Source organism: Terrimonas ferruginea DSM 30193 (genome assembly GCF_000425585.1).
Taxonomy (GTDB): domain Bacteria; phylum Bacteroidota; class Bacteroidia; order Chitinophagales; family Chitinophagaceae; genus Terrimonas; species Terrimonas ferruginea.
In genome coordinates, this window is record NZ_KE384401.1 from 177,302 (window position 1) to 201,966 (window position 24,665).

At 44.9% G+C, this 24,665-nt stretch carries 24 protein-coding genes; 12 read left to right on the forward strand and 12 right to left on the reverse strand.

The features are described from left to right. The first annotated feature begins 16 nt into the window (after positions 1 to 16). Entirely contained in the window at positions 17 to 1,159 is a 1,143-nt protein-coding gene (locus H608_RS0118615; protein WP_028789009.1) for a type 1 glutamine amidotransferase domain-containing protein, read from the forward strand. Positions 1,160 to 1,165: 6 nt separating this feature from the next. On the opposite strand, the gene H608_RS24975 is transcribed toward H608_RS0118615, so the two are convergent. After that, complete coding sequence (locus tag H608_RS24975; protein ID WP_162142906.1) at positions 1,166 to 1,549, reverse strand: putative polyvalent protein kinase domain-containing protein; 384 nt, start codon at positions 1,547 to 1,549, stop codon at positions 1,166 to 1,168. Further along, positions 1,533 to 1,817, reverse strand: a complete 285-nt coding sequence (locus H608_RS24470; protein ID WP_155990252.1) for a hypothetical protein — start codon at positions 1,815 to 1,817, stop codon at positions 1,533 to 1,535. Before H608_RS24470 ends, H608_RS24975 begins: the two co-directional genes overlap by 17 nt. Positions 1,818 to 2,084: 267 nt before the next feature. Between H608_RS24470 and H608_RS0118630 the strand changes: the two genes are divergently transcribed. After that, complete coding sequence (locus tag H608_RS0118630) at positions 2,085 to 3,275, forward strand: cytochrome-c peroxidase (RefSeq protein WP_028789010.1); 1,191 nt, start codon at positions 2,085 to 2,087, stop codon at positions 3,273 to 3,275. Positions 3,276 to 3,281: 6 nt separating this feature from the next. Here the strand turns inward: H608_RS0118630 and H608_RS0118635 are convergent, their stop codons facing one another. The 4 genes from H608_RS0118635 to H608_RS0118650 all read right to left on the reverse strand — a co-directional run bounded on the left by H608_RS0118635 (position 3,282) and on the right by H608_RS0118650 (position 8,759). Continuing rightward, on the reverse strand, positions 3,282 to 4,049 hold the full coding sequence (locus tag H608_RS0118635; protein ID WP_028789011.1) for a hypothetical protein: 768 nt from the start codon (positions 4,047 to 4,049) through the stop codon (positions 3,282 to 3,284). Positions 4,050 to 4,060: 11 nt separating this feature from the next. Further along, on the reverse strand, positions 4,061 to 6,721 hold the full coding sequence (locus H608_RS0118640; RefSeq protein WP_155990253.1) for a peptidase associated domain and porin domain-containing protein: 2,661 nt from the start codon (positions 6,719 to 6,721) through the stop codon (positions 4,061 to 4,063). A 4-nt stretch (positions 6,722 to 6,725) separates the two neighbouring features. Then, entirely contained in the window at positions 6,726 to 7,589 is an 864-nt protein-coding gene (locus H608_RS23890) for a GLPGLI family protein (protein WP_051268473.1), read from the reverse strand. A 108-nt stretch (positions 7,590 to 7,697) separates the two neighbouring features. Next, positions 7,698 to 8,759, reverse strand: a complete 1,062-nt coding sequence (locus H608_RS0118650) for a BF3164 family lipoprotein (RefSeq protein WP_028789013.1) — start codon at positions 8,757 to 8,759, stop codon at positions 7,698 to 7,700. 443 nt (positions 8,760 to 9,202) lie between these two features. On the opposite strand from H608_RS0118650, the gene H608_RS0118655 reads away from it, so the two are divergent. Both H608_RS0118655 and H608_RS0118660 read left to right on the forward strand, forming a co-directional pair. Beyond that, positions 9,203 to 9,574 (forward strand): hypothetical protein, encoded by a 372-nt coding sequence (locus tag H608_RS0118655; RefSeq protein ID WP_028789014.1) that lies wholly within the window; start codon positions 9,203 to 9,205, stop codon positions 9,572 to 9,574. Next, on the forward strand, positions 9,567 to 10,559 hold the full coding sequence (locus H608_RS0118660; protein ID WP_028789015.1) for a type II toxin-antitoxin system antitoxin SocA domain-containing protein: 993 nt from the start codon (positions 9,567 to 9,569) through the stop codon (positions 10,557 to 10,559). Before H608_RS0118655 ends, H608_RS0118660 begins: the two co-directional genes overlap by 8 nt. Positions 10,560 to 10,611: 52 nt before the next feature. Here the strand turns inward: H608_RS0118660 and H608_RS23000 are convergent, their stop codons facing one another. Beyond that, positions 10,612 to 11,733 carry a serine hydrolase domain-containing protein gene (locus H608_RS23000; protein WP_051268475.1) on the reverse strand — a complete coding sequence of 374 codons (1,122 nt, stop codon included), beginning with the start codon at positions 11,731 to 11,733 and terminating at the stop codon, positions 10,612 to 10,614. A gap of 187 nt (positions 11,734 to 11,920) precedes the next feature. Between H608_RS23000 and H608_RS0118670 the strand changes: the two genes are divergently transcribed. Then, on the forward strand, positions 11,921 to 12,523 hold the full coding sequence (locus H608_RS0118670) for a DNA alkylation repair protein (protein WP_038009100.1): 603 nt from the start codon (positions 11,921 to 11,923) through the stop codon (positions 12,521 to 12,523). Then, entirely contained in the window at positions 12,520 to 12,876 is a 357-nt protein-coding gene (locus tag H608_RS0118675; RefSeq protein ID WP_038009103.1) for a VOC family protein, read from the forward strand. Before H608_RS0118670 ends, H608_RS0118675 begins: the two co-directional genes overlap by 4 nt. Positions 12,877 to 12,884: 8 nt before the next feature. Here the strand turns inward: H608_RS0118675 and H608_RS23005 are convergent, their stop codons facing one another. Beyond that, positions 12,885 to 13,940 (reverse strand): serine hydrolase domain-containing protein, encoded by a 1,056-nt coding sequence (locus tag H608_RS23005; RefSeq protein WP_051268477.1) that lies wholly within the window; start codon positions 13,938 to 13,940, stop codon positions 12,885 to 12,887. Between the two features lie 33 nt (positions 13,941 to 13,973). Then, positions 13,974 to 15,230 (reverse strand): flavin monoamine oxidase family protein, encoded by a 1,257-nt coding sequence (locus H608_RS0118685; RefSeq protein WP_028789018.1) that lies wholly within the window; start codon positions 15,228 to 15,230, stop codon positions 13,974 to 13,976. Between the two features lie 159 nt (positions 15,231 to 15,389). On the opposite strand from H608_RS0118685, the gene H608_RS0118690 reads away from it, so the two are divergent. Continuing rightward, positions 15,390 to 16,475: a WG repeat-containing protein gene (locus H608_RS0118690; protein WP_028789019.1), complete on the forward strand. Its 1,086-nt coding sequence runs from the start codon at positions 15,390 to 15,392 to the stop codon at positions 16,473 to 16,475. Between the two features lie 105 nt (positions 16,476 to 16,580). On the opposite strand, the gene H608_RS0118695 is transcribed toward H608_RS0118690, so the two are convergent. Further along, complete coding sequence (locus tag H608_RS0118695; RefSeq protein WP_028789020.1) at positions 16,581 to 17,582, reverse strand: lipocalin-like domain-containing protein; 1,002 nt, start codon at positions 17,580 to 17,582, stop codon at positions 16,581 to 16,583. Positions 17,583 to 17,705: 123 nt separating this feature from the next. After that, the gene (locus H608_RS0118700; protein ID WP_028789021.1) at positions 17,706 to 19,904 is read right to left on the reverse strand and encodes a B12-binding domain-containing radical SAM protein; all 2,199 of its coding nucleotides are present in this window, start codon (positions 19,902 to 19,904) and stop codon (positions 17,706 to 17,708) included. A 161-nt stretch (positions 19,905 to 20,065) separates the two neighbouring features. Here H608_RS0118700 and H608_RS24275 point away from each other — a divergent pair, with 161 nt between their 5' ends. The 5 genes from H608_RS24275 (at position 20,066) to H608_RS0118725 (ending at position 24,445) form a co-directional block, all read left to right on the forward strand. Beyond that, positions 20,066 to 20,503: a helix-turn-helix transcriptional regulator gene (locus H608_RS24275; protein ID WP_081658952.1), complete on the forward strand. Its 438-nt coding sequence runs from the start codon at positions 20,066 to 20,068 to the stop codon at positions 20,501 to 20,503. Between the two features lie 2 nt (positions 20,504 to 20,505). After that, entirely contained in the window at positions 20,506 to 20,838 is a 333-nt protein-coding gene (locus H608_RS0118710; RefSeq protein ID WP_028789022.1) for a HipA N-terminal domain-containing protein, read from the forward strand. A gap of 110 nt (positions 20,839 to 20,948) precedes the next feature. Further along, positions 20,949 to 21,800, forward strand: a complete 852-nt coding sequence (locus tag H608_RS0118715; RefSeq protein WP_211227090.1) for a HipA domain-containing protein — start codon at positions 20,949 to 20,951, stop codon at positions 21,798 to 21,800. A 436-nt stretch (positions 21,801 to 22,236) separates the two neighbouring features. Then, a complete protein-coding gene (locus H608_RS23015; protein WP_051268479.1) occupies positions 22,237 to 23,376 on the forward strand; it encodes a glycosyltransferase family 2 protein in 1,140 nt (379 codons plus the stop codon). 211 nt (positions 23,377 to 23,587) lie between these two features. After that, a complete protein-coding gene (locus H608_RS0118725) occupies positions 23,588 to 24,445 on the forward strand; it encodes a restriction endonuclease (RefSeq protein WP_038009107.1) in 858 nt (285 codons plus the stop codon). Here the strand turns inward: H608_RS0118725 and H608_RS0118730 are convergent. Next, on the reverse strand, positions 24,437 to 24,661 hold the full coding sequence (locus H608_RS0118730; RefSeq protein WP_028789025.1) for a hypothetical protein: 225 nt from the start codon (positions 24,659 to 24,661) through the stop codon (positions 24,437 to 24,439). The two genes, H608_RS0118725 and H608_RS0118730, sit on opposite strands and share 9 nt — an antisense overlap. Between the last annotated feature and the right edge of the window lie 4 nt (positions 24,662 to 24,665).

Below are 24,665 nucleotides of genomic sequence, written 5' to 3' on the forward strand. Positions count from 1 at the left end.
TTTATAGTCTCTTGCCATGATCAAAAAATATGTATGTAAGCTCACGTTAGTGATAGCGTTGACGGGTGCGTGTCATCCGGTAGCTGCCCAGGCGCAGCCCCAAACAAAGAAACCAAAACTCCTGATTGTTGTCAGCGGATATGGCAAAGACAGCGGTATGACGCGCCCCGGCTATGAATTTGATGAATTTTCCCAGGCATACCTGGTGTTTAAGAACAATGGATTTGAAATGGAAGTGGCCAGTCCGAAAGGGGGACCGGTTCAACCGGATGAGTTCAACCGGCAGAAATCTTATAACAAAGCCGTGATACAGGATAAAAAGGCGATGGCCATGCTGGCAGGCACAACGCCTACTGCCAAATTAAAACCGGCAAATTATGATGCGGTTTATATTGTTGGTGGCAAAGGGGCGATGTTTGATCTGCCCTATGATCCGTCACTGCAGGATTTTTTGTCGGCAGTAAAGCAAAGAAAAGGACTTTATATCGCAACGGTCTGCCACGGAGCAGCCGCACTGGTAGCGATTAAAGACACTTCAGGTACATACCTGGTGCAGGATTACAAAATCACCGGCTTTTCCAATAAGGAAGAAGAGTTGTTTGGCAAAAAATGGGTAAAAGAGTTTCCGTTTCTGCTGGAAGACAAATTGAAGGAGCGTAAAGCGGTATACGAACAAGGTCCGATGATGTTGCCTTATGTGGTGGTATCGGGGAATATTATCAGTGGACAGAATCCGTATTCAACGGCGGCGATGGCTGAAGCATTGGTGACGGCTATGGGTAAAAAGCCGGTAGCGCGCAAATGGTATACAGATGAAGCGAGTATGTATTTGGTTAAAAGAGCTTTGAATGGCGAACTGGACTGGGCAGGAAAAGAATTAGCTACTGCAAAAGAAAAATATGATGTTGAACTAATAGCGGTATACGGTTATTACCGGTTGATAGATAAGACTGCCGGCAATGACGATATCAGAGCCGGACTGACCATTACGGAACTGGCCAGGCCCTACTATCCTTTCAATGAATTGCTTTGGTATGAAATGGCTACTGCTTATGTTAAGCTGAACGAAAAGCAGCAGGCAAAAACTTTGCTGGAAGAAATAGTGGCGAAGAAACCGGATTTTGAGAAAGCGGTGGAATTGCTGGGAAGTATGAAGTAAGGTGAGTTATTCGGGAACGATTGTATAAAATACAGTATCTATAAAGAACAAGGTCTCGGAGTTTACAAGTACGTTTTCGTCATGCATATCCTCAAGTATCAACCCAAGCTCTTTATTGATGTAGTCATTTCTTCTATTGTTCTCAAAACCGTTATAGGCCAGAAGTTTTTTTATATCATTTAAATCGGCCTGCGCATCCGCGCTAATAAATGGTTGTTGTAAAACTGCGTACAATAGGTCGTTCTCTTTTAGGAATCCGTCTAAACGGTAAGCTGTATTTGTGAAGATGGAATTATGCAACAAAATGCTATTAAAGAATTCCAGCCATGTAGCATAATATACAGCATCGTTGAGTTTGATTACCTGTTTATTATCAGAATGGAGATATATGCGGGCCTCCCCACCCTCTAGTCAGATAACGGTCTTCTGCTGGAAGAGCAGCAACCCATAATCCTTTTTCATCGCAGTAGGCTTCTATAAGGATTCTCTGCTTTTCTTTGATGACTGATTTACCTTCGAAATCTTCTTTAACCGTTGTACTTGTTGGAAAGCTTGCACAAAGGAGGTTTCTGATTGCTGTGCAAGGATCTGCGCTCCCTTTAATGATAATTCCGCGAGTGATATTTTCAATTTTGCTTCGGGTATCATTTGGTAACATTTGATGCAAAATTAGTGAAAAGTGAATAATCGGGCAATGGGTATCCCTTCTCCATATAAAACCACCTCCCCAATACCTCCAGTCCCTTCAGTTCCGGCAAAAAATTGAATGATCCGGTTGATATAAATCATATACTCCACTCCTTCTTTCCATCCGCATTAAACCTCCTTGCATTTTCCCGGTCTGTTTTATACTTTAACAGGATCCTGACAGGTTTCAGGACAGACTGACCATCCACCATTTTCAACACCACCCACAACGCTGTTTATGAAACAAGTCGCTGTTATTACGTTAATCACCGGCCTGATGATAGCCGGCTATGCCTGTACACGACAAGACAATACCGATTCCTCCAATGCTTATACTGCTATCCGGGCCAAATTTGGCACCCGCATAGATCCGGATAATTTACTCAACTACGCCAACCAGGCGATACCGGGCTACATTAACAAAGACAACACCCGCGGAAATGCGATTACTAACGCGAAAGCCACTTTGGGACGGGTGCTGTTTTATGATAAAAACCTGAGTATCGACAATAGTATCTCTTGCGGAAGTTGCCATAAACAAGCTTTTGCATTCGGTGATAACGCGTTGGTGAGCGCCGGTGTACAAAGCGGTGTGTCAGCCCGGCATTCGATGCGGTTGGTCAACAACCGCTTTTCGGATGAAGTACATTTTTTCTGGGATGAAAGAGCAGCAACCCTCGAGGCACAGACTACCCGCCCTATCCAGGATCACGCGGAAATGGGATTCAGCGGCCAAAACGGCCGCCCGGATATTAACGCACTTATTCAAAAGTTGAGCGCCATTGATTATTACAAAGAGTTGTTTCAGTTTGTATACGGCAACGCCACCATCACCGAACAACGCATGCAGGAATGTCTCGCCTCCTTTATCAGAAGCATTCAGTCGTTCGACAGCAAGTATGATGCGGGTAAAGCCATGGCGGGTAACGATAATAATCCTTTTCCCAATTTTACGGCCCAGGAGAACCAGGGCAAGCAACTTTTTTTACAGCCTCCGCAATTTGATGCCGGCGGCAGCAGGATAGCAGGAGGTGCGGGTTGCCAGGGCTGCCACCGGGCACCCGAATTCGATATCGATCCTAATACCAGGAACAATGGCATCACCGGCAAACTCAATAACGCGGCCGGAGCGCCGGAGCTGACCAATACCAAATCGCCTACGTTGCGCGACGCAGTAAGTGCGGCCGGCAATTCAAATGGCGCTTTCATGCATTCAGGTGTCTTTACCACTTTGGAAAATGTAATTGGGCATTATAACAATATTGTTATTGCTGCGGGCAATACCAACCTCGATCCAAGGCTTACGCCCGGTGGCAACGGACAGCGCCTTAATCTCACCCCGGCGGATATAAATGCCATTACGGCCTTTATCAGAACACTCTCCGGAACCAATGTGTACCGCGATATAAAATGGGCCGATCCGTTCTGACGGCTATTACAAATGATTGCTGTAATCGATATTAACAGAAAGGAGATGATCCAGGCTGTTCAGCCAGTCCTTCTCCAATTGCTTCAATGACTTTCCGTAGATCTTTTTTATTTCTCCGAATCCTTTTGTCCATAACTCCCGGAGTTTTGGTTTGCCATAGCTCAACAACAGGAATCCCGTGAAACTCCCGGTCTGCGGATAGGTGATCATGGCATTCAGGGAATGAAATTTTTTGGATAAAACTGAAAGCGGGTAAAGCTTTTTATTGTCTTTTAAATGTTTCGTAAGCGAGTCGATCTGGTGGCCGTTCCATTTGTTATCGTTATACACCGCTAATCCTTCACTAAACCAGTTGTCAGCCGGTCGTCCCCAGAGATGAAAGGCATAGTAATGCGTAAGTTCATGTTTCGTAGCCAGTGAATAGTCTTTACTGTATAAAAAAATAACAGTATTGTTTTCGGGAATAGCAAATCCCTGGGCCTCAAATCCGAGTATCTTTTTTATTTTTTCCTTTGTATCAACAATGATAATATGAGCGGTGTCGGTAAAGCCTTTGTTTTCGAGAAACTCAATGATCCCGTTTCTTTGGTTTTCCAGATCCTGTTTAACCAGGTCAATATGCTGATCTGCAAATCGCCCTTCTTCTACATATAGATTAAAATGATTGACCGGGTATTGTTTCCAGGAAATAGTCAGTTGATTTAAAAAACGGTCTGTCTGACCGAAACCGGTAGTAAAAAGTAATACGCCAATCAATAATAACAAAAGCCGCATGCTGTATACGTTTAAAAGTAAATATCCACTTTCGCCATGATCATTCGTCCTCTCAGCAAATAATCGGTTGATATAAGGCGGTAACTATCGGCATTGAAATAGGTGTATTTTCTGACATTGAAAAGGTTGTAACCTTCAATGTTCAGGTCAAATTTTTTCTTCGAAAAAGTATACCTGATTTTGGCATCGGAGAAAAAGTATCCCTGCGTAAGAAAGTTATTTTTTTGAATGGCATTCCGGATTACCCAATCAACTAATAACCTTTTATTCGGAATAAAAGAAGTTTTGATGGTATGGTTCAGGTTCTGCACTTTCCGCGGTTGCATGGCCGAGAGTGCTTTAACCGCTGTATATCTGCCGTTGTATTCCAATGAAAATATATTTGAAAATCGTTTGGTAAGTTGTAATGAGCCCGACAGAATCCGGTTGTTGATAGTCGTCAGTTCATTGTTCAGTATCACATTGCTGGATGAAAACTGGTAACCGACTTTCACGCTCATGTTAAGCTTGACCGGGAAAATGAATTGGCTCACTCCTGCATTAGCCGACCAACGTTCCTGTGTATTGTCTTCCTTTATCAGTATTGTTTGTTCAATGCTGTCCGTGATGGCAGAGGTCATCAACGTATTGGCATTGACACGCGTATAACTCAGGTCGGCATTGAAGAAAAACAGGCTGATCGATTTCTGAGAACCATAGTTGAGTGAGGCCGCATGTATTTTATTAAAAGGGAGCACTCCCTGGCTCGAGGAGAGGTTGCGGTAATTTTTGAGCACGCTCCCGATATAGGTATCCGTAAAGTCGCCGAAAATGGTAGTGTAACTATAATTCAACGAAGCTTGTTTTTCCAGGTCAAACTGATGACGTACTGATCCTTTGGGGTTGAACCGCACACGGCTGACGGAATTATTAAGCCCGTAGTATTTTTGTATATCGCGGACCTGCTGCCAGATCACCGGCAGTTGTATCGTTCCACTCCATTTTTTTTGTTTAAAATCCATGCCGGTGCTTACATAATACTGGTTGCTTCGCCAGTTTTGATGATTGCCTTCATCACCCGAATAAGCAGTAAGCGATCCGTTATCCGAAAACAACAGGGAGGAACGCATCAGATGGTCTTCCATGATCCATCCGGCATTTTGATAAACCGTCCCCCAGCGCATCGCTCTTTTGCCAGACAGGTACAGATGCGATAAAGATACCGGGTCTCTTAATTGTTGGATGATGCTGTCATGCAAACCTTCATGCCCGCTGATGCTGCTGATATATCCATCATACAGGGTTAACTGTTTGTTGTTGCTGGTGGCGGTTTTCAGCAACCATCTCAGTTCGAGGATGGTTTTGGATTTTAACGCCGGCATCCAATGGAAGTCGTTGCTCCATTCGTATCGCCTGTTGCGCAATCCCTGCGAAAAGACGTTGTCGTTAAAGCGGACCTGCGAGGAGTTGGTTTCTACCCAGGAGCGGTATTGCGTAACGTTGTTAAAGTAAAATTTCTCTTTATTGGCCGATAGCTGCACTGATCCGTTGAACGCCTTGGGACTGTTTTTAATGCGTTCATTGTCGTGGTAAACGATGGTGTCGCCACCCGCGAAGTTTTGCGTGGTGCCGCTGTACGCAAAACGGTTTACATCGTTAAACACCTGCACATTGGCTTTTAGCTGAAAGCCGTTTTTCAGATTGTACAGGTTGTTGAGGTTGAAGATCCGGGAATTGTTATCGAAATAATATTGACGGGCAATATTCGGTAAGGCAGCAGATGATATCGACAAAGGCAGATCGGGAAGATCCTTGTCAATACTACCGGCCATGTTGCCGCTTCCCTGCGGCTTCAGTTGACTGCTGTAATCGTTGCCTGCATTGTTGATCGCAGCCAGGTTGAGGGACTTTATTTTTTTATTCAGGAGGATGGTGTTGGCGCTGATATCGTAAAGATTGGGAAGGCCTAGCCCAATGCTGCCCGCAACGGAAACCTTGACGGAGTTTTCATCAGCCAATACCAGGTTGATCGATGCCTTATCGGAAAAAACTTTGTCTCTTAAAACCTGTATAGGCTGATGGTTTTGGATAACATCCACGCTTCTGATCATTTCCTTGCGGATCACTTTGGTTGCGGTGCCATACTTTCCGCTCATCAGGTCATCACCTTGTATGTATAAATTATCGATTTGTTTGTCGTTGTAGTAAATGGTGCCATCTTCCATTATTTTGATGCCCGGCATGCGACGTAATATATCGCCGATACTGCGATCTTCCTTTTGCGCAAAACTCGATACGATATATCGCAGCGTGTCGCCTAATTGTTGAAGTTTCGGACGGTTGGTGACTGTTACCTCTTTCAGAAAAACAGATTCCCGCGTTAATGTGAAGGTGTAGCGTTGTTTCTCCGGATCAAATTTTATCCGTTCTTTTTTATAGCCCATACAGGTGGCCTCGATCCAGAGCGGTTGCTGCATCAGCGTTTTGGAGAGTGTCAATTGAAAGTTTCCCTGTTCATTGGTCAGCGCAAAACTGACTAAAACGGATTCGGTATTGACAATAAATACATTTGCTGCAGGAATGGGATGGATAGAATCCGAGACAGTACCTACGTAGGTTTTCTGCTCCTGCGCATGAAGCAATAGGGGTGAACATAAAAAGAAAAAGCAGTATAGCAGGTTCTGGGATCGCATTCCTCTATTTAATTTCCATCGGGTTGTATTTAGCTATTTTTTTAATCGTGGTGTTGCCCGGCGAATCCGGGTTGCGGATGCTGACAGGGGCTCCCGGTATTTGCGCTTCGATAATAGCAGCAGGATCGCTGGCAAAACTTCTGGTGATTTTATAATACTCTTTTGGTTTGACTTCCACGCTGCGGCCGAGATTCATGTAAGACGTAACTAACTCTTCGGGGTCTTCATTTTTTGTGATTTCCCTGGCCACAAAAGAAAGTTCGTTTTTCGTATCGTTGGCGGCAAGGATCAATCCGGGTAAGCCGTTCAATTTCCAGGGACCGAAAGCATAGGGCAGGTCAGCAGTAAACCAGGCGTCAAATGTTCTGCCGCCAAAATCACCCGTTGCTTTCTGGCAGTTGTAGCCGAGGATTACTTTTGTTTCATTGCTTAATTTCCAGTTGATGCCCGGAAGGGAAACGATGAAATGATAGTTTTTAAAACCGATCCTGCCGGCGGTCTGCAGTGTAGACTTCGATTTATTGATAAAAATTTCTTCATTGATCAACGTGCCGGCATTGCTGACAAGAAGCATAGGCCCGCCTACAGCAACAGCGGTGCTTCCGCCTCCTGAAGCATTTGCTTTTTCCTCCTGTTGTTTATTTTTTTTGATGGCGGCTGCGCTGTTGCGGTTAAAGAGATCGCGGGTGGTATACCGGCTGCTCAGTGTGCCGGTAGAGAGGACCATTTCAGCCTTGTACGGATTTGCCGTGTCGGCCAGGTCTCTTTTGTAGGAAAAATCATAGACGATATTCAACACCGTTTGTTCCTGCGCCTTCAGCTCCAGGCACTGAGATACAATCAAAAAAGCAAGAAAGTATTTTTTCATGTTGAGCAGTATTTGCCGTGAATGCAATAATATCTGGTGCGTATGATAAGGTTAGCCGAATAAGCGACGATCCTAATATAAATAATTCAGGCAGCACAAAAGACAGCTTTACCACTTTAATTCCGCAAAACTAATGGCGTTGGTCCGCGGATTCAACGTGTAAATCATCCTGTCGTCGGATGAAACAGTGAAATCAACAATGTCGTTTTTTAAGTTGATCTGTTTAACCGGATTGCCGTCCCAATCGAACACCAATATTTTATTGCCATAAAACCGGCGATCTGACTTAACAGGGCTGCCGGAAAATAACAGGTAGAAAAATTGTCCGGTGACATGTCCTTTCAAAAATCCGTACAGGGTTTCGTTATCAGGTGCGGCAACGGGGTTACCGATATTGTCTTCGAACGGCGAAAGCTGTGGTGCAAAGCCAACGGGACCTTTAACCTTTTTATAGGATCCATTGACCAGATCGATTAACTCGAACTGATCGGTATAACGCCCGGCCAGCAGCACTTTTTGTTTATCCGGTCGCAGCAGCATAAAACTTTCGTAAGACATTTTATTGATCCTTGAAGAACCAATCACCGAATCGTTGTGGTAAGACAGCAACGTTTTGTTTTTGGTGCTATCTGAGAAATTTCTGTAAATGAGTTTTTCGTCGGTATCATAATTGCCGCTGAGCAGGGCCTCATTACGGTTTAACAGCAGCGCATCATAATAAAATATTTGCGGTTTCAGCCGGTATTCCGAATAGTGTGCTAAACTGCCATTTCCTGTCAATAAAGTATTTATGTTTCCGGTGATAAAACCATTCTTCGCCACATCGAAAATCCAGACCAGGCTGTCGGAAATGCCGAAAGACATAAAGGAAAGTGTGCCGCCCTTTTGCTGGCTTGCAGGCAGCAGGTTGTTAACTGCTTTTCTGCTTGCTATATCGTAAACGCGGACATGATGCGGGTTGCGGTTCATGTTGTTGACGACGAGCAGCAGGGAGTCCTGGTAGATAGTCATCTGTTGCGGCATTGGCAGGCCGGTGTCGAACAGTTTCGTTTCCGTACAGGTGCTGGTGGCAGGGAATTTATTAAAATCCGTCGTAGTCAGTTTCGTTGCGGAGCAGGCGCAGATGCCAAAAAGAGTCAACAGAGAGAGAAAGTTATAAGATTTCAGCATAGGAATGTTTTGAAAAAGAGACGGCTTGCTCAAAAGGAGATAGTAAGTTAAAACAAAAGTTCTTAACTCATCCAGGAAGTAAACACCTCATATTTAATCTATATAGCGATATAATAAATCAAGTATCTGATGAGCGTGACAATAGTGCCAGGAAGGCTTTTTTGACCTTACCGATAATAACGATCGGAGCTGGTTAAGTATGGCTGGAAGTTGTGTATGACTTTGACTCAAATCCTTTCCGGTTCAATTGATCAACGTAGAATTTTAGGATTAAAAAGGAGTATTCGTTTATTATTTAAAAGTGAAATAATGGCCAATTTTCATTAATTTATCACTTTAAAAGTGAATTTTCATAACTTTGATTGAACTTAATCCCTTTCCACACATTCTAAATGACAATTTTATGAGTATCAGACCATTATTAACCGTAATAAATGAGACGAATGACGACAGAGGCTCAGGTGAAAGCGTTCTTAAGTGATTTTCACCAAAAGATTAAAATTTATCCCGAAGAAGTAAGATTTAGGGATGACAGAGGAAAGAATTTCGAAGCATTAGCTGTATTGGATATTTCGGCCAGACAAAGATTAGAATATATAAAAGCACTTACTGTAACCGACTATTCGGAAGGCCCGAAAGACGATATTTTACATGCGGGATCTCCGTTGTGGGTATTTGGGTGTATGGTGAAAAAGATGAGTGTTTATATTAAAATTAGCATGGGGTCTCCAAACAAACCTGTAATATGCATTTCATTTCATCCTGCCGAATATGAAATGACGTTTCCTTTCAAAAGGAGTGAAGACTATGAGTAACAAATTTGACAATTCCAGTGTGCTGAAGTGGGAGTCTCGCACATTAACGTATAGAAATGAAGAATACAGAGTATTATTTCACTTCTATGTTGATGGTGATACCGGTGAGCAATATACTACTACTGAATTAGATGAGTTAAACCTTACTCAACTACATAATTTATACCGATTCCGAAATGGGATACCATTTATTGATGAAATAAAAGCAATACGGGAACAATATGGTTTAAGTGCGTCTAAAATGAGCGAGGTGCTGGGATTGGCTGCCAATGTATATAAGAATTACGAAAATGGAGAAATGCCAAGCCCGGCAACCGGCCGGTTAATTCAATTAGTTAAAGACCCAAAGGAGTTTAAGCATCTGATCGATATCTCCAGGCATAAAATGGAGCAAAACGATATTAATAAACTATTAAACAAGGTGCAATCGCAACTTAATAACTGGAATTTTGAGGAAAAGATATTTGAACATTATTTATTTGGTGAGATAAACCCAAGTTTATTTACTGGGTTTCGAAGTCCTAATCTGGACAAAATCGGCAATATGGTAAAGTATTTCTCCTACTCATTGAAGCCGTTTACAACAAAGATGAATAAACTATTGTTTTTTGCAGATTTTCTACATTTCAAGAAAACCGGATTTAGCATAAGCGGGCTTTGTTATAAAGCTATTGCCTACGGACCTGTGCCAAATAACTATGGAGGACTATACGACACATTATATGATCATGGTTTTATGGAAAGAGAAGTAGTGACATTTAAAAATGGGGAAGGTGAAATATTCAAAAGTGCTGCAAAGGAAATAGCAGAAGATTTATTTGAATCAACCGAAATGAATGTCATGAACGAAGTTGTAAAAAAGATGGGTCATTTATCGACTAACGCAATAGTAAATGCCAGTCACGATGAAGATGCCTGGATAAGTAATGTCGATGAAAAGGATCGTGTAAATTACCTCTACAGTTTTTCTCTACGTTCAATATAGTAATTTGTAGTTTAAGCGTGATGCGAAGGTCTTTATTTATGATCCTGAGGTCTCAACGACCATTATTCTTCTGAATATAATCAAATACCTGGTATGCCATATCGCCCAGTTTGCCGGCAATTGAATCGTCAGAAACATTCGTAAGTATTACTACACCACTATTGATTTCTGGATAGAATACCACATAACCCGTATAACCATATGTACCGCCATCGGTCCACAATTGATGGTTGCCATTCTCATGTTTATATTTTAACCAATTTAAACAAGCGCTATAATAACCTGCGTTAAAGGATTCTTTTTGACTCAGGATGATTGCCGGATCTTTGTGCTCAAGCTGCAGTCGGATAAACTTTAGAAGATCAGCGGTGGTCGAATACAATCCACCGACATATTGCAGGTAAGCGGTATTGAAATAAGGTGCTTTAGCTCCCTTTTCACCGTAGCCGGTGGTCAGTGAACGGCTTTTTGCTCCCGACGCCAGAAAAGACGTGCTGTTCATTTTATTGGGGACAAGTATCAATTTAGCGATCAGTTTATCCATAGAGGTACCATACACTTTCTCCAGGATATAACCCAGTAATTGAGCGCCGGCATTTGAATGTCTTCTTTTAAAACCGGGAACAGTATCCAATTCAACACCATGTAAGGCGGCAAAGAAATCTTTTGGTGTAAAGGCCCCGTAGATTTTTTCCCGGAAAAAAGCTGTCGAATCAGCGGGTGCGTTTTTGATCTTATCAGACGTAGCGGGCAACCAATCGGGAAGCCCTGCCGTGGCATTGGCCAGTTGTTCTAAGGTAATGGGCGCCTGGTTGTATTGAAGATTGGGATAGTCGCCGTCGAGGTATTTACGGATATCATCATTTAACGCCACCTTTTTTTCAACTACCGCTTTGGCCAATACCAGTGCAACAAACAATTTGGTAACGGACCCTGTTTCATACAGTGAATTTTCTGTGGGCGTTTGCGACCGGCCTTTGGCCGTTGTACCAAAGTTGTAATAGTAGCTGTTGCCATTATGATACACCCCGATTGAAAGACCTGCCGCCTTTGGATCTGCTATGAAAGTGTTGCCGAGCCGGTTGACAAGCGTGTCCGGGTTGACAGATTTATGTTGAGCGATGAGAAAATGCGGAAGGACAAGGAGTATGGCAAATACCACGGTTTTAGTCATCACATTTATTTTTGGATAAGGGAAATTGGTTTGAATACGACTAAAATACGAAACGTTTCGTTATTTAGAAACGTTAATTATTATAGCGCACCGCGCAGACTGCTGACAGGAATACTTTTCAGGCTGACTTTCGTCATACTAATCGCAATAGCTTTCTGCTAGGTTTGTGCCGCAATAAAAGAAGCTGATGAACAAGCTATTGGAAAAGATCAAAAGCATTGAACATGGATTTACCCATATCGTGGCTGCAGGTGACACCATATTGGCAGACGAGGCTGTTGATCCCCTGTCCTTCGCAAACACCTGCCTGAAAGATGACAGTTACCAGGTAAGAATGCTGGCTACTTATCTGCTGGGCCATCTATCAGTCGACCATCCCAAAGCGTTAAAAACACTGGAAACGAAAGTGGCGGCAGACGAAAACTGGCGTGTGCAGGAAATGCTGGCAAAAGCTTTCGACTATTACTGTCAATCCAACGATTATGAACAATCATTGCCCACCATTAAAAAATGGCTTGCAGATAAGAATCCCAACATCAGAAGAGCGGTGGTAGAAGGTCTCCGCATCTGGACGGGACGACCTTTCTTCAAAGACAATCCCGCTATAGCCATTCAACTCATTGCATCATTGCGATCAAAGGCTGGTGAAAGCGAATACCTGCTGCGGTCCGTTGCCAATGCCTTACGCGATATCCGGAAAAAACACGCATCATTGGTTGACCAGGAAATATCCGGATGGGACCTGACTAACAAAACAACCTCATCGATTAAAAAAATAATAGAGAAATGAAAATAGCCGACTATGATAATTTCTTTCTGGGTACAGCCAACCTGGAGGAAAGCAAAAAATTTTACCAGGATAAATTAGGACTGGCGTTAAAATTTGATTTCAGTGAAAAAGGAATGGTCGCTTTTAAAGTAGGTGACAATGAACCCGCGATCATCTTAAAAGATCTCAATAAGTCTCCGGCGGCAAAACCGGCTATTTGGTTTAAAGTTGAATCGGTGGCAAAATCTTATGAAGAAATGAAAGAAAAAGGTATCGCCTTTTCAACCGAACCTTATAAAATACAGACAGGCTGGGCCGTGGAGTTCACAGACCCTTCTGGAAATTTACTTGGATTAACAGATTACCTGGCTTAGCAGGCAGTTCAATTTTTCTTAGCCCTGAAATAATAATCGGCCAATGCCCGCGTGATCGCACCGGGATTTGCTTCATCCGTATTGGTGAGAATGATGATCGACAGCCCATCATTCACATAACGATCATAATTGGAGCGGAAGCCTGTGTTGGCACCTCCATGTGTAACGAGGTGATGGCCCTTGTATTCGTCGATGATCCAGCCAAAGCCGTAAAACTGTTTGCTTTCGGCTTTACCGGATGTTTTGATAAAAGGCGTCCACAATAACTCCCAGTTCTCTTTTCTCAGAATGATTTTTTTCTCCGTCAATGCTTTGTCCCAAAGGATCATGTCGGTGCTGGTGGACAAAAAGCCGCCGCTGGGCCGCACGGCATACATGGCATCGGCATTTACCAGTGTATCGCCTTTGTGCATATAGCCGCTGGCGCGGTTGGGAATGATGGGATAAAAATCTGTCATGCCGCTGTTCTTCATGCCGGCAGGAAGGAAAAGATTTTCCCGGATATAATTTTGCCAGGGCATGTTGCTTACCTGTGATATGATCTCTGCGAGCATAAAATAAGCAAGGTTGCAATACTGGTATTTTTCCCCGGTCTTGAAATCAAGTGGCAAGGAATAAGCTGATCTTATGATCACCAGATCTGGCTGGATGATATGGTTTTTATAAGCCGGTCCTTCTCTTTTCAATCCGGAGGTATGCGACATCAGGTGTTTGATCTGTATCGGGCGCCATGTCTCCGGTGCATCGGGAAAGAATTTGTGAACGGAATCTTCGATGCTCAGTTTTCCTTCTTCTGCCAGTTTGAGAATAGCGGTTGTAAAGAATTGTTTGCTGACTGAACCGAGGCGGATCACTGTTTCTGCGGTAACCGGAACGTTAAGCTCTACATTGGCGAGGCCATAACCTTTGTTGACAACGGCTTTGCCATTTTTCACCACCGCCAGCGAAAGACCCGTAATCCGCTGATCTTTCATCATTTTTTGAACGATGATGTCGGTGCTGTCTTTTTGCGCGTATGCAGTAACATTTACCAGGACAAGCAGGATCAGCCAATGGATTTTCATAAATTGGTTTTAGTTGCTGCCAAAATACAACATCTATTGTTTGTTGCTGCGAATTATGGCTGCCATTTGCCTGCCAGATACCAAAGCCGCCTCCACGGTACCCGGGCTTTTGCCTTCGTACAAAGCTTCTCCGCAGAAATAGATCGTATGTTTCAATGGAGTACGCAGCAATGCGCTGGCTGTTGGAGACTGAGGCGTTGGGTAGGTATAAGCGGACTCCCAGGTACAAACATGACTGCCCAGCAATAACGAACGGATCATCTTTTCATCCGTATTAAAAATAGCCGAGAGTGATTGAATGCCCATATCTACGATTGATCCGGTGTCCGCGTTCATCCATTTCGCCGCAGGCGGCCCGCCGAGCCAGCCGGTCAGCATGGCTGCCTCATCCGGTCGTTGTGTCCACCAGGTTGGGATAGCTTCATCACTGATGATAAAACCGGTATCAGGCCGGTCCGCTTCCCAAAAAGCCGGGCTGAAGGAAAGCTGCACTTTTATGACGGAGCCCATGCCGATGTCTTGCGCCGCCGCAAGATATTCGACAGGTTCAGGATCAAAGTGGATGAATGCTTTTGAAGCAGGGTTGCCCAATACGGCAACCGGTTGCGTAATAAGTATCTTTTGTGCGGTAAATACTTTGTTTTCATTCGTAAACACATCAACCCTTCCTTCAGTCCATTCGACGCGCGATGCCGTTTGCTGATACATAAAACGGCAACCCTTTTCCCGGCATTGCTGTTCCATGTAACTGATCAGCCGGCCATAACCGCCGTTTACGCGGAAATTTGTCTCTTGTTCGTTTTTCCACTCATCATACAAGGCCCTTGCACTTGCCAGGTTTTCGTCGGCCAGGTCAAAACCATTGGCGTAGCGGATCACTTCTTTCCGGAAGGAATGATATTTTTCCTCACTATAATATTTATCGAGGAACTGCGACAAAGTCATACCGGCATCGGCACTTTTCATCCGGCTCAGTAATTCATCCCATCCTTCGATCATCTCTTCTTCCTGTGTCCAATGGCCATCGATTACCCGGTAAAAAGCTCCTTCTACGGCTGTATAGTTTATGCCTGCTTTATGTAAAAGTTCCAGGGTTACCGGCAGCTCGCCATGCACAAACTCGGCGCCGTCTTCGACGGGTTGGGGAAAATATTTTTTATCAACAGTGCGTATGCGACCGCCAGGCTGATCATGCATTTCCAATACGGTGATGTCGTAATGATCGCTCAGTTCGAGTGCGGCCATCAATCCCGCGGCGCCGGCTCCAACGATCACAATAGAAGACTTCATATGGCTAATTTAAAATATTTAATGGGCCGTATTTTATAAACAAGGTAGGGAAGAAAAAATAGAAACGACTTATGCAAAAGCGGCATTTTTTTATCTTATGTACTCCGGCATCCTGGCCCGGTTTTTTATCGTGTCAGTACATCTTTAAAAAAATTAACGATGAGGCCAATCAGCTTTCTGTTTTTACTACGCTTCGTTTGTTCCGCCGCCGCTGCGCAGACCGGCACCTGGACAGCCTTCTACAACGCCGACTCCACGTTAACGGGCTACAAAGACCAAAGCGGAATGGTAAAGATCGAGCCCAAATTTACCGGCCTGGGCAGTGCGTACAGGTTTGACCACATCATTGCCGTAACCGAAGAAAGCAACGGCAAATGGCAAAGCTATTATCTCACCAAAGCGGGGAAAATAGCGGGGAGGGACAGCCTTTTCTTCTTTGACAATACGCAGGATTGCGAAAGCGAAGGCTTTATCCGTTTTCACGATCGCAAAACCGACAGAATGGGTTTGTTTAACCGGAATGGCGACATTGTCATTCCCGCTGGGTATAATGCCATGACACGGGTGATGAACGGTATGTTGGTAGTGCTGAAGGACGCAGAAAAAAAATACTGGGATACAACCGGTCACTCGGATTGCAATCATTACAGTTGGGTGGGCGGAAAAGAAATGCTGCTGGATACCCTGGGTAATGTACTGGCAGAAGACTTCAGGCTGGCGGATAACCTTAATTTCTTTTCGGTAAAAAAAACATCCCAACCCGATGCCGATACCACAAGGACAAACTTCCGTGCAAAAGGCGGCGGCTATCTGTCGTTTACCAACTTTGAAAAAGAATTCAGGACCTGGTTGAGGACTGAGCTGTTTCCCGGTCTTACCGCTGAAAAATTGATCGCTGCATCCTACGATTCCATCACCTGGTGGTCAACGGACGAGTGGGTGAAGACAAACAAGACCGCGTTTATCAACAACAACTTTGAGTTATTAGAAAACGGTTTATTGGAAATACAACAGCCCGGTGCTGACTATTTCATCGGCAACGATGGATTGAACCAGTTTATGTACGAAGGCCGGGAGTTTGAGAACTACTATAATAACTGCGGTGAATCAAAGCAATGGATCTACCCGGTGATGAACATCGTCGTATCGCACGGTGATCTGACTCAAAATAATTTTAGTTTTCTGCGGACGGAGAAGGGATATCGGTTGATCGAGGTGACTTTGAGGAGCGGCAAGTTGAGATAGTGAAACAGGTCAAAAACAATATATTTTGACACATCTCCGGTGAATATAAGTCAAAAAAGCCCCTTTTTGACTTATATGTCCGTACTCAGAAGACCTTCATGGCAATCATTTGCCTCCCGGCGGGTTGTCGATCAGCGAGGCGGATGTACGAAATGCATAGTTAAACTTATACGGATCGGATGGCGCATTGAACTGACCGCCATCTCTTACGGTTGCTTTGCCGGGTTTCAAGGAAAGACTGTTGCCATAGTTGGGGTCTACAATGATCTCAAACGTATAGGTCACTTTCTCCAGTTTATGATGCTCGGATTTGGCAAAACTACCCCACTCGTTATTCTTTAGACTTTTCGGTTTGTTCCAGAACTGAGTCTTGCCTTGTTTGGGTATAATGGTCAACTGGTTGCCGCTCACGGAATAAGTGCCTGACTCGCTCACAAAATATATCTGCGTTGAGCTGGACAAAAAGTTTTTCTTACGAAAAGTATAAGTGCCGTCTTTGTTAAAGGCATACTCTTTTCGGAGATAGCCGGTCGTATACTGCTGATAGGCATTTCTCTCCACGGTGTAATCTGCCCACAGCCCGGCGATGCTGACGGTATTTTTATTGGTGGACGTTTGTCTGGTGGCTTTTGAAAGTTCCAGCGAATTGATGAAGGCAAGAAGATCGGGTTGATACTTGCCGGTATTGGTCATCAGGATCACTGCGGTGGTTTGTCCGCCACCCGAAGCAGCTAACAAGGTAGCGGTGCCGGTGTTGGCTCCCTCGGTGTAGGGCGCGTGGCCTGAAACGATTTCCCATCCGTTACTGGTAACGGCATCCTGCATGGCCGGCTCCCCGGACACCGCAACGGTAGCTTTTACAATATTATTCCAGTAGCTGTTGAAATTATCATTGGGCGAAGCATTGGAAGCTGTCGATTTGATAAGCAGAACGGTGGCATATCCGCCTGTTTTGGCATCGGTGATGGTCAGTTGCCGCCCGCCCTCCGCATCTTTTTGCTGCCAGCCCTTCGGAAAAGTAAAGGTGAGCACATCGTAGGTTTGTTTTTGGGCAAATGTTACCAACGAACCCAATAACAGTGCAATTGAAAGTATTTTCCTCAGCATAGATTTTTATTGACCGGATAAAACTACTATGCTGCTATGGTGGTCGCGTCACCTTAAAAGGGGATTATTTACCGGTCTTCAAAAGGTACATATGCATGTATAAATCTCAAACATTGCGATACACTACAAAGCCAGCAAACCCGCCTTCCACAACGTATTGACAGGCTTGTTATCCCAAAACAATTCAAAATCATCGAGGCCTGCTGCCTCATAACTGTCTTTCACTTCCTGCAGCGTATGTAATTGCGGGTTATCGACTGACACCTTCTTCAACGTCTCTGCCAGCCAATCGCCCTGCTCACGGCCCACGCTGATGCTGAATGGCGCGCGTTTGGTCTGAAAGGTGAAGGACGTCATTTCCCAACTGCTGCCTTTTTTGCTCTTGGTAAAATGTTCTACGGTGGGTGGCTGACCGAGATAAACAATACGTGTGCTTGGTTTGGCTGAGGTGTAAATGTCCTGTTCCAGCATTTTCGCGATATAATCAGGCGCAACACTTGGTTTGGGTACCTTGAAATCAAACCACTTTTGAAGCGGATCCTTAAAGCCGATGCCGTGCATGTAATTCAGCAATGATTTTTTTAACCCAAAGGCAAAGGTTTCGTGATCGGCGCCGGTCTCGTCGGTATGCACTAGGTCATTATTCGCAAAGGCGCCAACGGGTGCGGCGGCTTTTTTTACGTTAAACTTTTCCGGCTGCATGCCAACAGGACTGTGTGCAGTCATGGTAAACAAATGCCAGAAGGCAGACTGCAAAATGCCGGCGGCAAACATTTGCCTTATCATCTCTAGCGAATCAATTGTTTCCTGTTCGGTCTGCGTGGGAAAACCGTACATCAGGTAAGCATGCACCATAATGCCGGCTTCGGTAAAATTTTTATTCACCTGCGCTACCTGTGCTACGGTGATGCCTTTGCGGATCAACGCGAGCAGCCGGTCGCTGGCCACTTCCAGTCCGCCGGAGATAGCGATACATCCCGAACGTTTCAGCAACACACAAAGATCGCGGGTGAAACTTTTTTCAAAACGGACGTTGGCCCACCAGCTTACGGTGAGTTTGCGGCGGATGATTTCGAGCGCCAGGGCGCGCATCAGGGCGGGCGGCGCTGCTTCGTCTACAAAATGAAAACCGTTTTGCTTCGTTTGACGGATCATCTCTTCCATCCGGTCTACCAGCAGCGAGGCGGCAACAGGCTCGTAGAGTTTAATATAATCGAGTGAAATATCACAGAAAGTACACTTGCCCCAATAACAACCATGCGCCATGGTGAGTTTATTCCATCGGCCATCGCTCCACATCCGGTGCATGGAATTCACCACCTCGATGGCTGAAATATATTTATCCAGCAGCAGATCGCTGTAATCCGGTGTACCGACCTGTGCCTGTTTATAATCGGAGCAATTGGCATTGTTGACATACTGCACGGCGCCATCCTGTAATAAAAAAGTGCGCTTTAGTTCTTCGGCAGATATATCACCTTCGGCAAACTTTACGAGCTGTTCCAAAGGAGCTTCGCCATCATCCAGCGTAATAAAATCGTAGAACTCGAAAACACGCGGATCGGTCAGCGACCGCAACTCGGTATTGGCGAAGCCGCCACCCATGGCCACGGTTACATCGGGGTAATGTTGTTTGATCCACTGGCCGCAACGCAGTGACATATACAAGTTGCCGGGAAAAGGAACGGAAATGGCCACCAGTTTGGGCTGCAGCCGTTGCATATGGGACTGCAGCAACTTGATGAGTAACTCATCGATAAAACTGTAGTCCTGTTGAAGCGAAGTATACAACTCGTCGAAACTATTGGCGGAGCGGCCGAGTTTTTCGGCGTAGCGGCTGAAACCGAAATGAACGTCCACACACTCGGTGATCAGATCAGAGAGGTCCTCGAGGTACATGGTGGCGAAATGTTTAGCCATATCCTGTGTGCCCATGGAACCAAAAGCCCAATCGAGGTCGGCGAGTTGCTCAAAGCGGCTGGCTTCGGGCAGGAAATCGCGCTTACAAATGCGATGGGCGAGTGTGGGGTTATGTCCCTGGAGGAAAAGGACTACCTCGTCGACGGTATGAATATATTCATCCCGGAGGGTCACCATGCGTGCAGCGTTAGGCGAGAGGGTAAAGCCCGACTGGTTGATCCGGTTAAAAAGGTCCTGCAGGCCCTGGCGGCAGAACAAAGCAATGGTGACTTCGATGCCCAGGTCGCTTTGAAAGGAGGCGATGTTTTTGGTGTTCAGGAAACCTTTCAGGTAGGCGGTGGCCGGGTAGGGCGTATTAAGCTGTGTGAAAGGCGGCGTAATCAGGAACACGGGAACACTCAAGGGGGTGAAATTTGGGCAAAATTAAGGCAAAGTGGCGGGTTGGAGGGAGGGTGACTTATCTATACCCGATCAGGTATATTTTTAAGCGACTTGTTTAATTCTATACCTTATCGGGTATAACATCGGAATTTTTATTATATTTATACCCGAAAGGGTATATTATGGAACAACATAATCTGGCTGACCTGGTCAAATATATGCGGCAATCAAACAAACTGACGCAAGACGAGCTTGCGCAGAAAGCCGGTGTAGGGCTTCGATTTATCCGTGACCTGGAGCAGGGAAAACAAACTATCCGTATGGACAAGCTCAACCAAGTGCTTGCACTGTTTGGTTACAAAGTAGCTGCTACATCGGCCCGTAAGCAAGACCAGTGGGAGATCATCATGAACCACATGAACCGGAACGTACGCGTTACCCTTAAAGATTGGACCGAACGAACAGGGATACTGAAGGGGTATGAAATGAAGAATCAGCAGGTCCTGCATTGGGAATTTATACCCAATCAAAATGCCTTGAAGTACCAGGACACGAAGGATGAAAAACTGGTGCACAAGATCGATAATGATGATTTACTCAACGTCGAAAACCTGGATTAACCATGAGAAGCGGTCGTGTATATTTTAAAGGGATCAGGGCCGGGAGGGTATGGCAGAACGAAGACGGCTATGGATTTCAATACAACCAGGAGTACCTAGGTACTGCTAATGCGGAACCTGTAAGCCTTACGCTACCGCTGTCAGCAAAACCTTTCCTGAGCAAAACCATGATTCCCTTCTTTGATGGACTGATTCCGGAAGGCTGGCTGCTCGATATTGCCATACAAAACTGGAAGCTCGACAACCGCGACCGGATGGGACTATTATTGGTGGCCTGCAAAGATTGTATCGGTGCGGTGAGCATCGAAGCGGAATCTGAAACCGAAAATGAATAAAAATGCAAGCGCACAGGTGTCTATACTGTTATCAAATATTGGAAAAGGAAGGTGCAGATTTCCACGAAAAATGTAGTCGTGATTTTTTTGGCACCACTAATCCGCCTGGATTGGAATACAACAGCGAGGAGATGCTGGAGTTGGCGAAAGAAATTGTGGTGCGAAGCATTGCCGTAACGGGTGTACAACCTAAACTATCGCTGGACCTCCAAAAAGACACAAAGGATCCAAAGAAATCCAGGCTGACCATTGTTGGCCTCTGGGGCGCTTATATATTGAAGCCTCCTACCGGCAGTTTTCCCCACTTACCAGAGAATGAAGACCTGACCATGCATCTTTCGAAACTGATGGATATCCCCACGGCGAAGCACAGCCTGATCCGGCTGAAGTCGGGCGAGCTGGCCTATATTACCAAACGCTTTGACCGGCAGGGGCAGGAAAAACTGGCGCAGGAAGACATGTGCCAGCTAACCGAAACACTGACCGAAGACAAATACCGCAGTTCGATGGAAAAGGTCGGTAAGCATATCTTAAAGTATTCCTCGCGGCCAGGTCTCGATGCTGTTACCTATTTTGAAATGGCTTTGCTTTGTTTTCTTACAGGTAATGCAGACATGCACCTGAAAAACTTCTCGCTGCTCACCACGAAAGACCAACAGGTGATCTTGTCACCGGCCTATGATCTGCTCAGTACCAAAGTGGCCATACCGGAAGACGCAGAGGAAATGGCGCTTACAATCAATGCCAAAAAAAGAAAGATCAGGCGGGCGGATTTTATGGCCCTGGCAAAGACGCTCACGATACCTGAAAGATCGGCAGAGAACAGCTTGCGCAAACTGGCAGGATTGCTGCCGGAGATTTACAGGTGGATTGAGATATCCTTCCTGCCGGAGGAGCAGAAAGAAAGCTATTCCGGAATTGTGAAGGAGCGTGCGGGTAAGCTCGGGGCTGTAGTCAACTGAATATAATATGTATCGTGATGTAAAATTTGAAACAGATAATGGGAAAAAATCCCATTATCTGTTTGTAAAATGACATAACGTGTAAGCCAGGCAACCAATATCAGGTGCGAAGGCCAACTGATAACGAATGGAATCCTGATGTACCTGCTGCAAGACGACTCGCGTCCACACCGCTGTATAGCTGATCACCCGGTCAGCAAAGTAGCAGCACTTTTACCACTCCGATACAAAAAATAATCCGTCAGGTAAAGGTGTAATTGGCCGGATGCTTACATAGAAATGCCTTATTCCGGCAACGATCTTCCGGCGGATTGATTACTAGTGACACTACCAGTAAACAAAGACAGACCGTTAATGAAAAGGATTTGAACATCGGCGCTGGAACTTTTATCCCGTTATCTGGTTGTCTGCCCGAAGTCTGTTATAGCTTTGCTGCATGATCGTACTGATTTATGCTATCGTAATGCTGATCTCGTGGGTCAGCGTAACACTTTTTCTTGTCATCAATACCCGGAGAATCAGTTTTCTTAAAGACATGCCGGTAGCGCTTGATACAGCGCCGCTGGTTGCCGTGATCATTGCGGTAAAGGATGAAGAAGCCGACGTGGAGGAGGCGCTGCAAAGTGTGTGCAGGCTACAGTACCCGCATTTTCATATCATCGTTGTCAACGACCGTTTAACAGATAATACTGCAGCTATCCTGCAACGGATAGCCATCAATGAACCACGCATTACCATCATAACCATAGATGAACTGGCAGAAGGATGGTTGGGGAAAAATCATGCTTTGTATAAAGGATATATGGCCAGCACGGAAGAGTGGTTGCTGTTTACCGATGCGGATGTAAAATTCAGACCGCATGTTTTGCAGAAAGCGATGAACTATATCCGGCAAAAGCGGCTCGATCACCTGGTTGTATTGCCCGAGGTCACTTCAGGTTCTCATTTATTTCAAGCCATGATGAATGTATTTACCATCATGCTGGACATCAAGTTGCGGCCATGGACCGTATCCGATCCCGACTCCTCTTCTTCGATTGGGGTAGGGGCATTCAACTTTGTAAAAAGATCCGCTTATGAAAAAGCGGGTACGCATGCTGCGATCTCTTTACGACCCGACGACGATCTGAAATTGGGAGAAAGAATCAAAAGTGCCGGCGGGCGGCAGGACCTGCTTTATGGCGACCAGGAGGTGAGCCTGGCCTGGTATAACAGCCTCTCTGAATTTGTAAACGGGTTGATGAAGAATACGTATTCGGTATTTAATTACCGGTTTGTCTTTGCCATGGCGGCAGCGCTGGCGGCGTTGCTGGTGTTTGTACTGCCGGTTCCCTTATTGTTGCTGATGGGAACACCTTACGCCTGGATCGCACTGGCTATCATTGGTTGCCATATTGTTTTATTGTACGGCAACAAAGGCATCCGCGCACGCTGGTGGCATTTCCTTCTGGTGCCTTTTGCAGGATTGGTGATGGCCTATATTGTTATACGGGCATCGATCCTGACCGAGCGCCAAGGCGGCATTTACTGGAGAAAAAGTTTTTATTCGTTGAAGGAGTTGCGCAAGCAGTTGTAAAAACATTTGAAATTACCTGCTTGGGAATGGTTTCATATCGTCGTGGCATGATTACGCTTACTTCTGAAATACAAATCGGCTAATGCCCGCGTGATACAAACAGGATTGTGAAGGCTAGGAAATTTATTAAATTAGAAGATGATTATCAGTGAACAACAAATTTGTTAATTGGAAGTACACTTTATAGATTCAAAAACTCTTATGTATAGCAATGAGTAATTCGCAACGTTTAGACTGGAAAAAGTACGAGGCCATTACCAAATACATTTATGAAACTTTGGGTAGTCAAGCCGGAGTTAAAATAAAAGGATATGGTCCTACGTGTAAGGTGACAGGGAAATCCGGCGTGGTTCATCAAATTGACGTTCTCGCTACGCACTCCGACGGCATTCATTCCTATCAGACTGCCATTGAATGTAAGTTCTGGAATGAGAAGATCAATAAGGATATTGTGATGAAGGTGTCTGAAATTATTGAAGACGCCGGTATTATGAAGGGTGTTATTGTTTCCAAAAGCGGATTCACAGCAGATGGCATTACTTATGCTAAACACCGTAACATCGGTCTTGTTGAATTAAGAGAAGTTGAAGAAAAAGATCTGGAAGGGCAGTCTACAACATTCGATGTCGGAACTGTGGAACTTCATATGCGGGTTACCAGGCTCCGTCCCGAAATTGTACGGATAGAACTGGATTCGATTGAAAATCCGCAAATAGAAAAGGAGTATTGGATAAATAACTACATCCTGAAATTAGCCGACGGGAATCAGGTTCCTTTTGCGAATTACCTCAAGGAGTTCCAGCATGAATTACATCGTCAAAATAAGGAATGGCAAGCTGTTTCAAAAAGCTACGAAGTTCCGGGAGCAGTTTTAAATAATGTGCAAAGAAATTTTTCCGTCACTGTTAATGTCATAACGCTTACCGGAGTACTGACTAAAACTGATCAAAACACTACTCATCAATTTACGTTGGTGGATCAGGTGTGGCTTATTATGAAATCGCTTTTCGAACAAAAGACTTTTACTTTTTCTGAGAGTGGCCTTATCGTAGAAAAAAAATCAGCGTAACTCCACACTAACCTGCTTTTCACCGGATGCTGATTGAAAAGAAATTTGCGGGTGAATGATATCACTGATGTTCCCTGCTGCTATGTCGAATTCATTCCTGTCATCTGCCACAAACCAACTGTACTCCTGGCCGGTAGCACTGTGTACTTTCACAGTAAAATTTCCTTTTACAAATGTCAACCGGATATTTCTGCCATAAGTTAACGGTTGTTGCATTGAC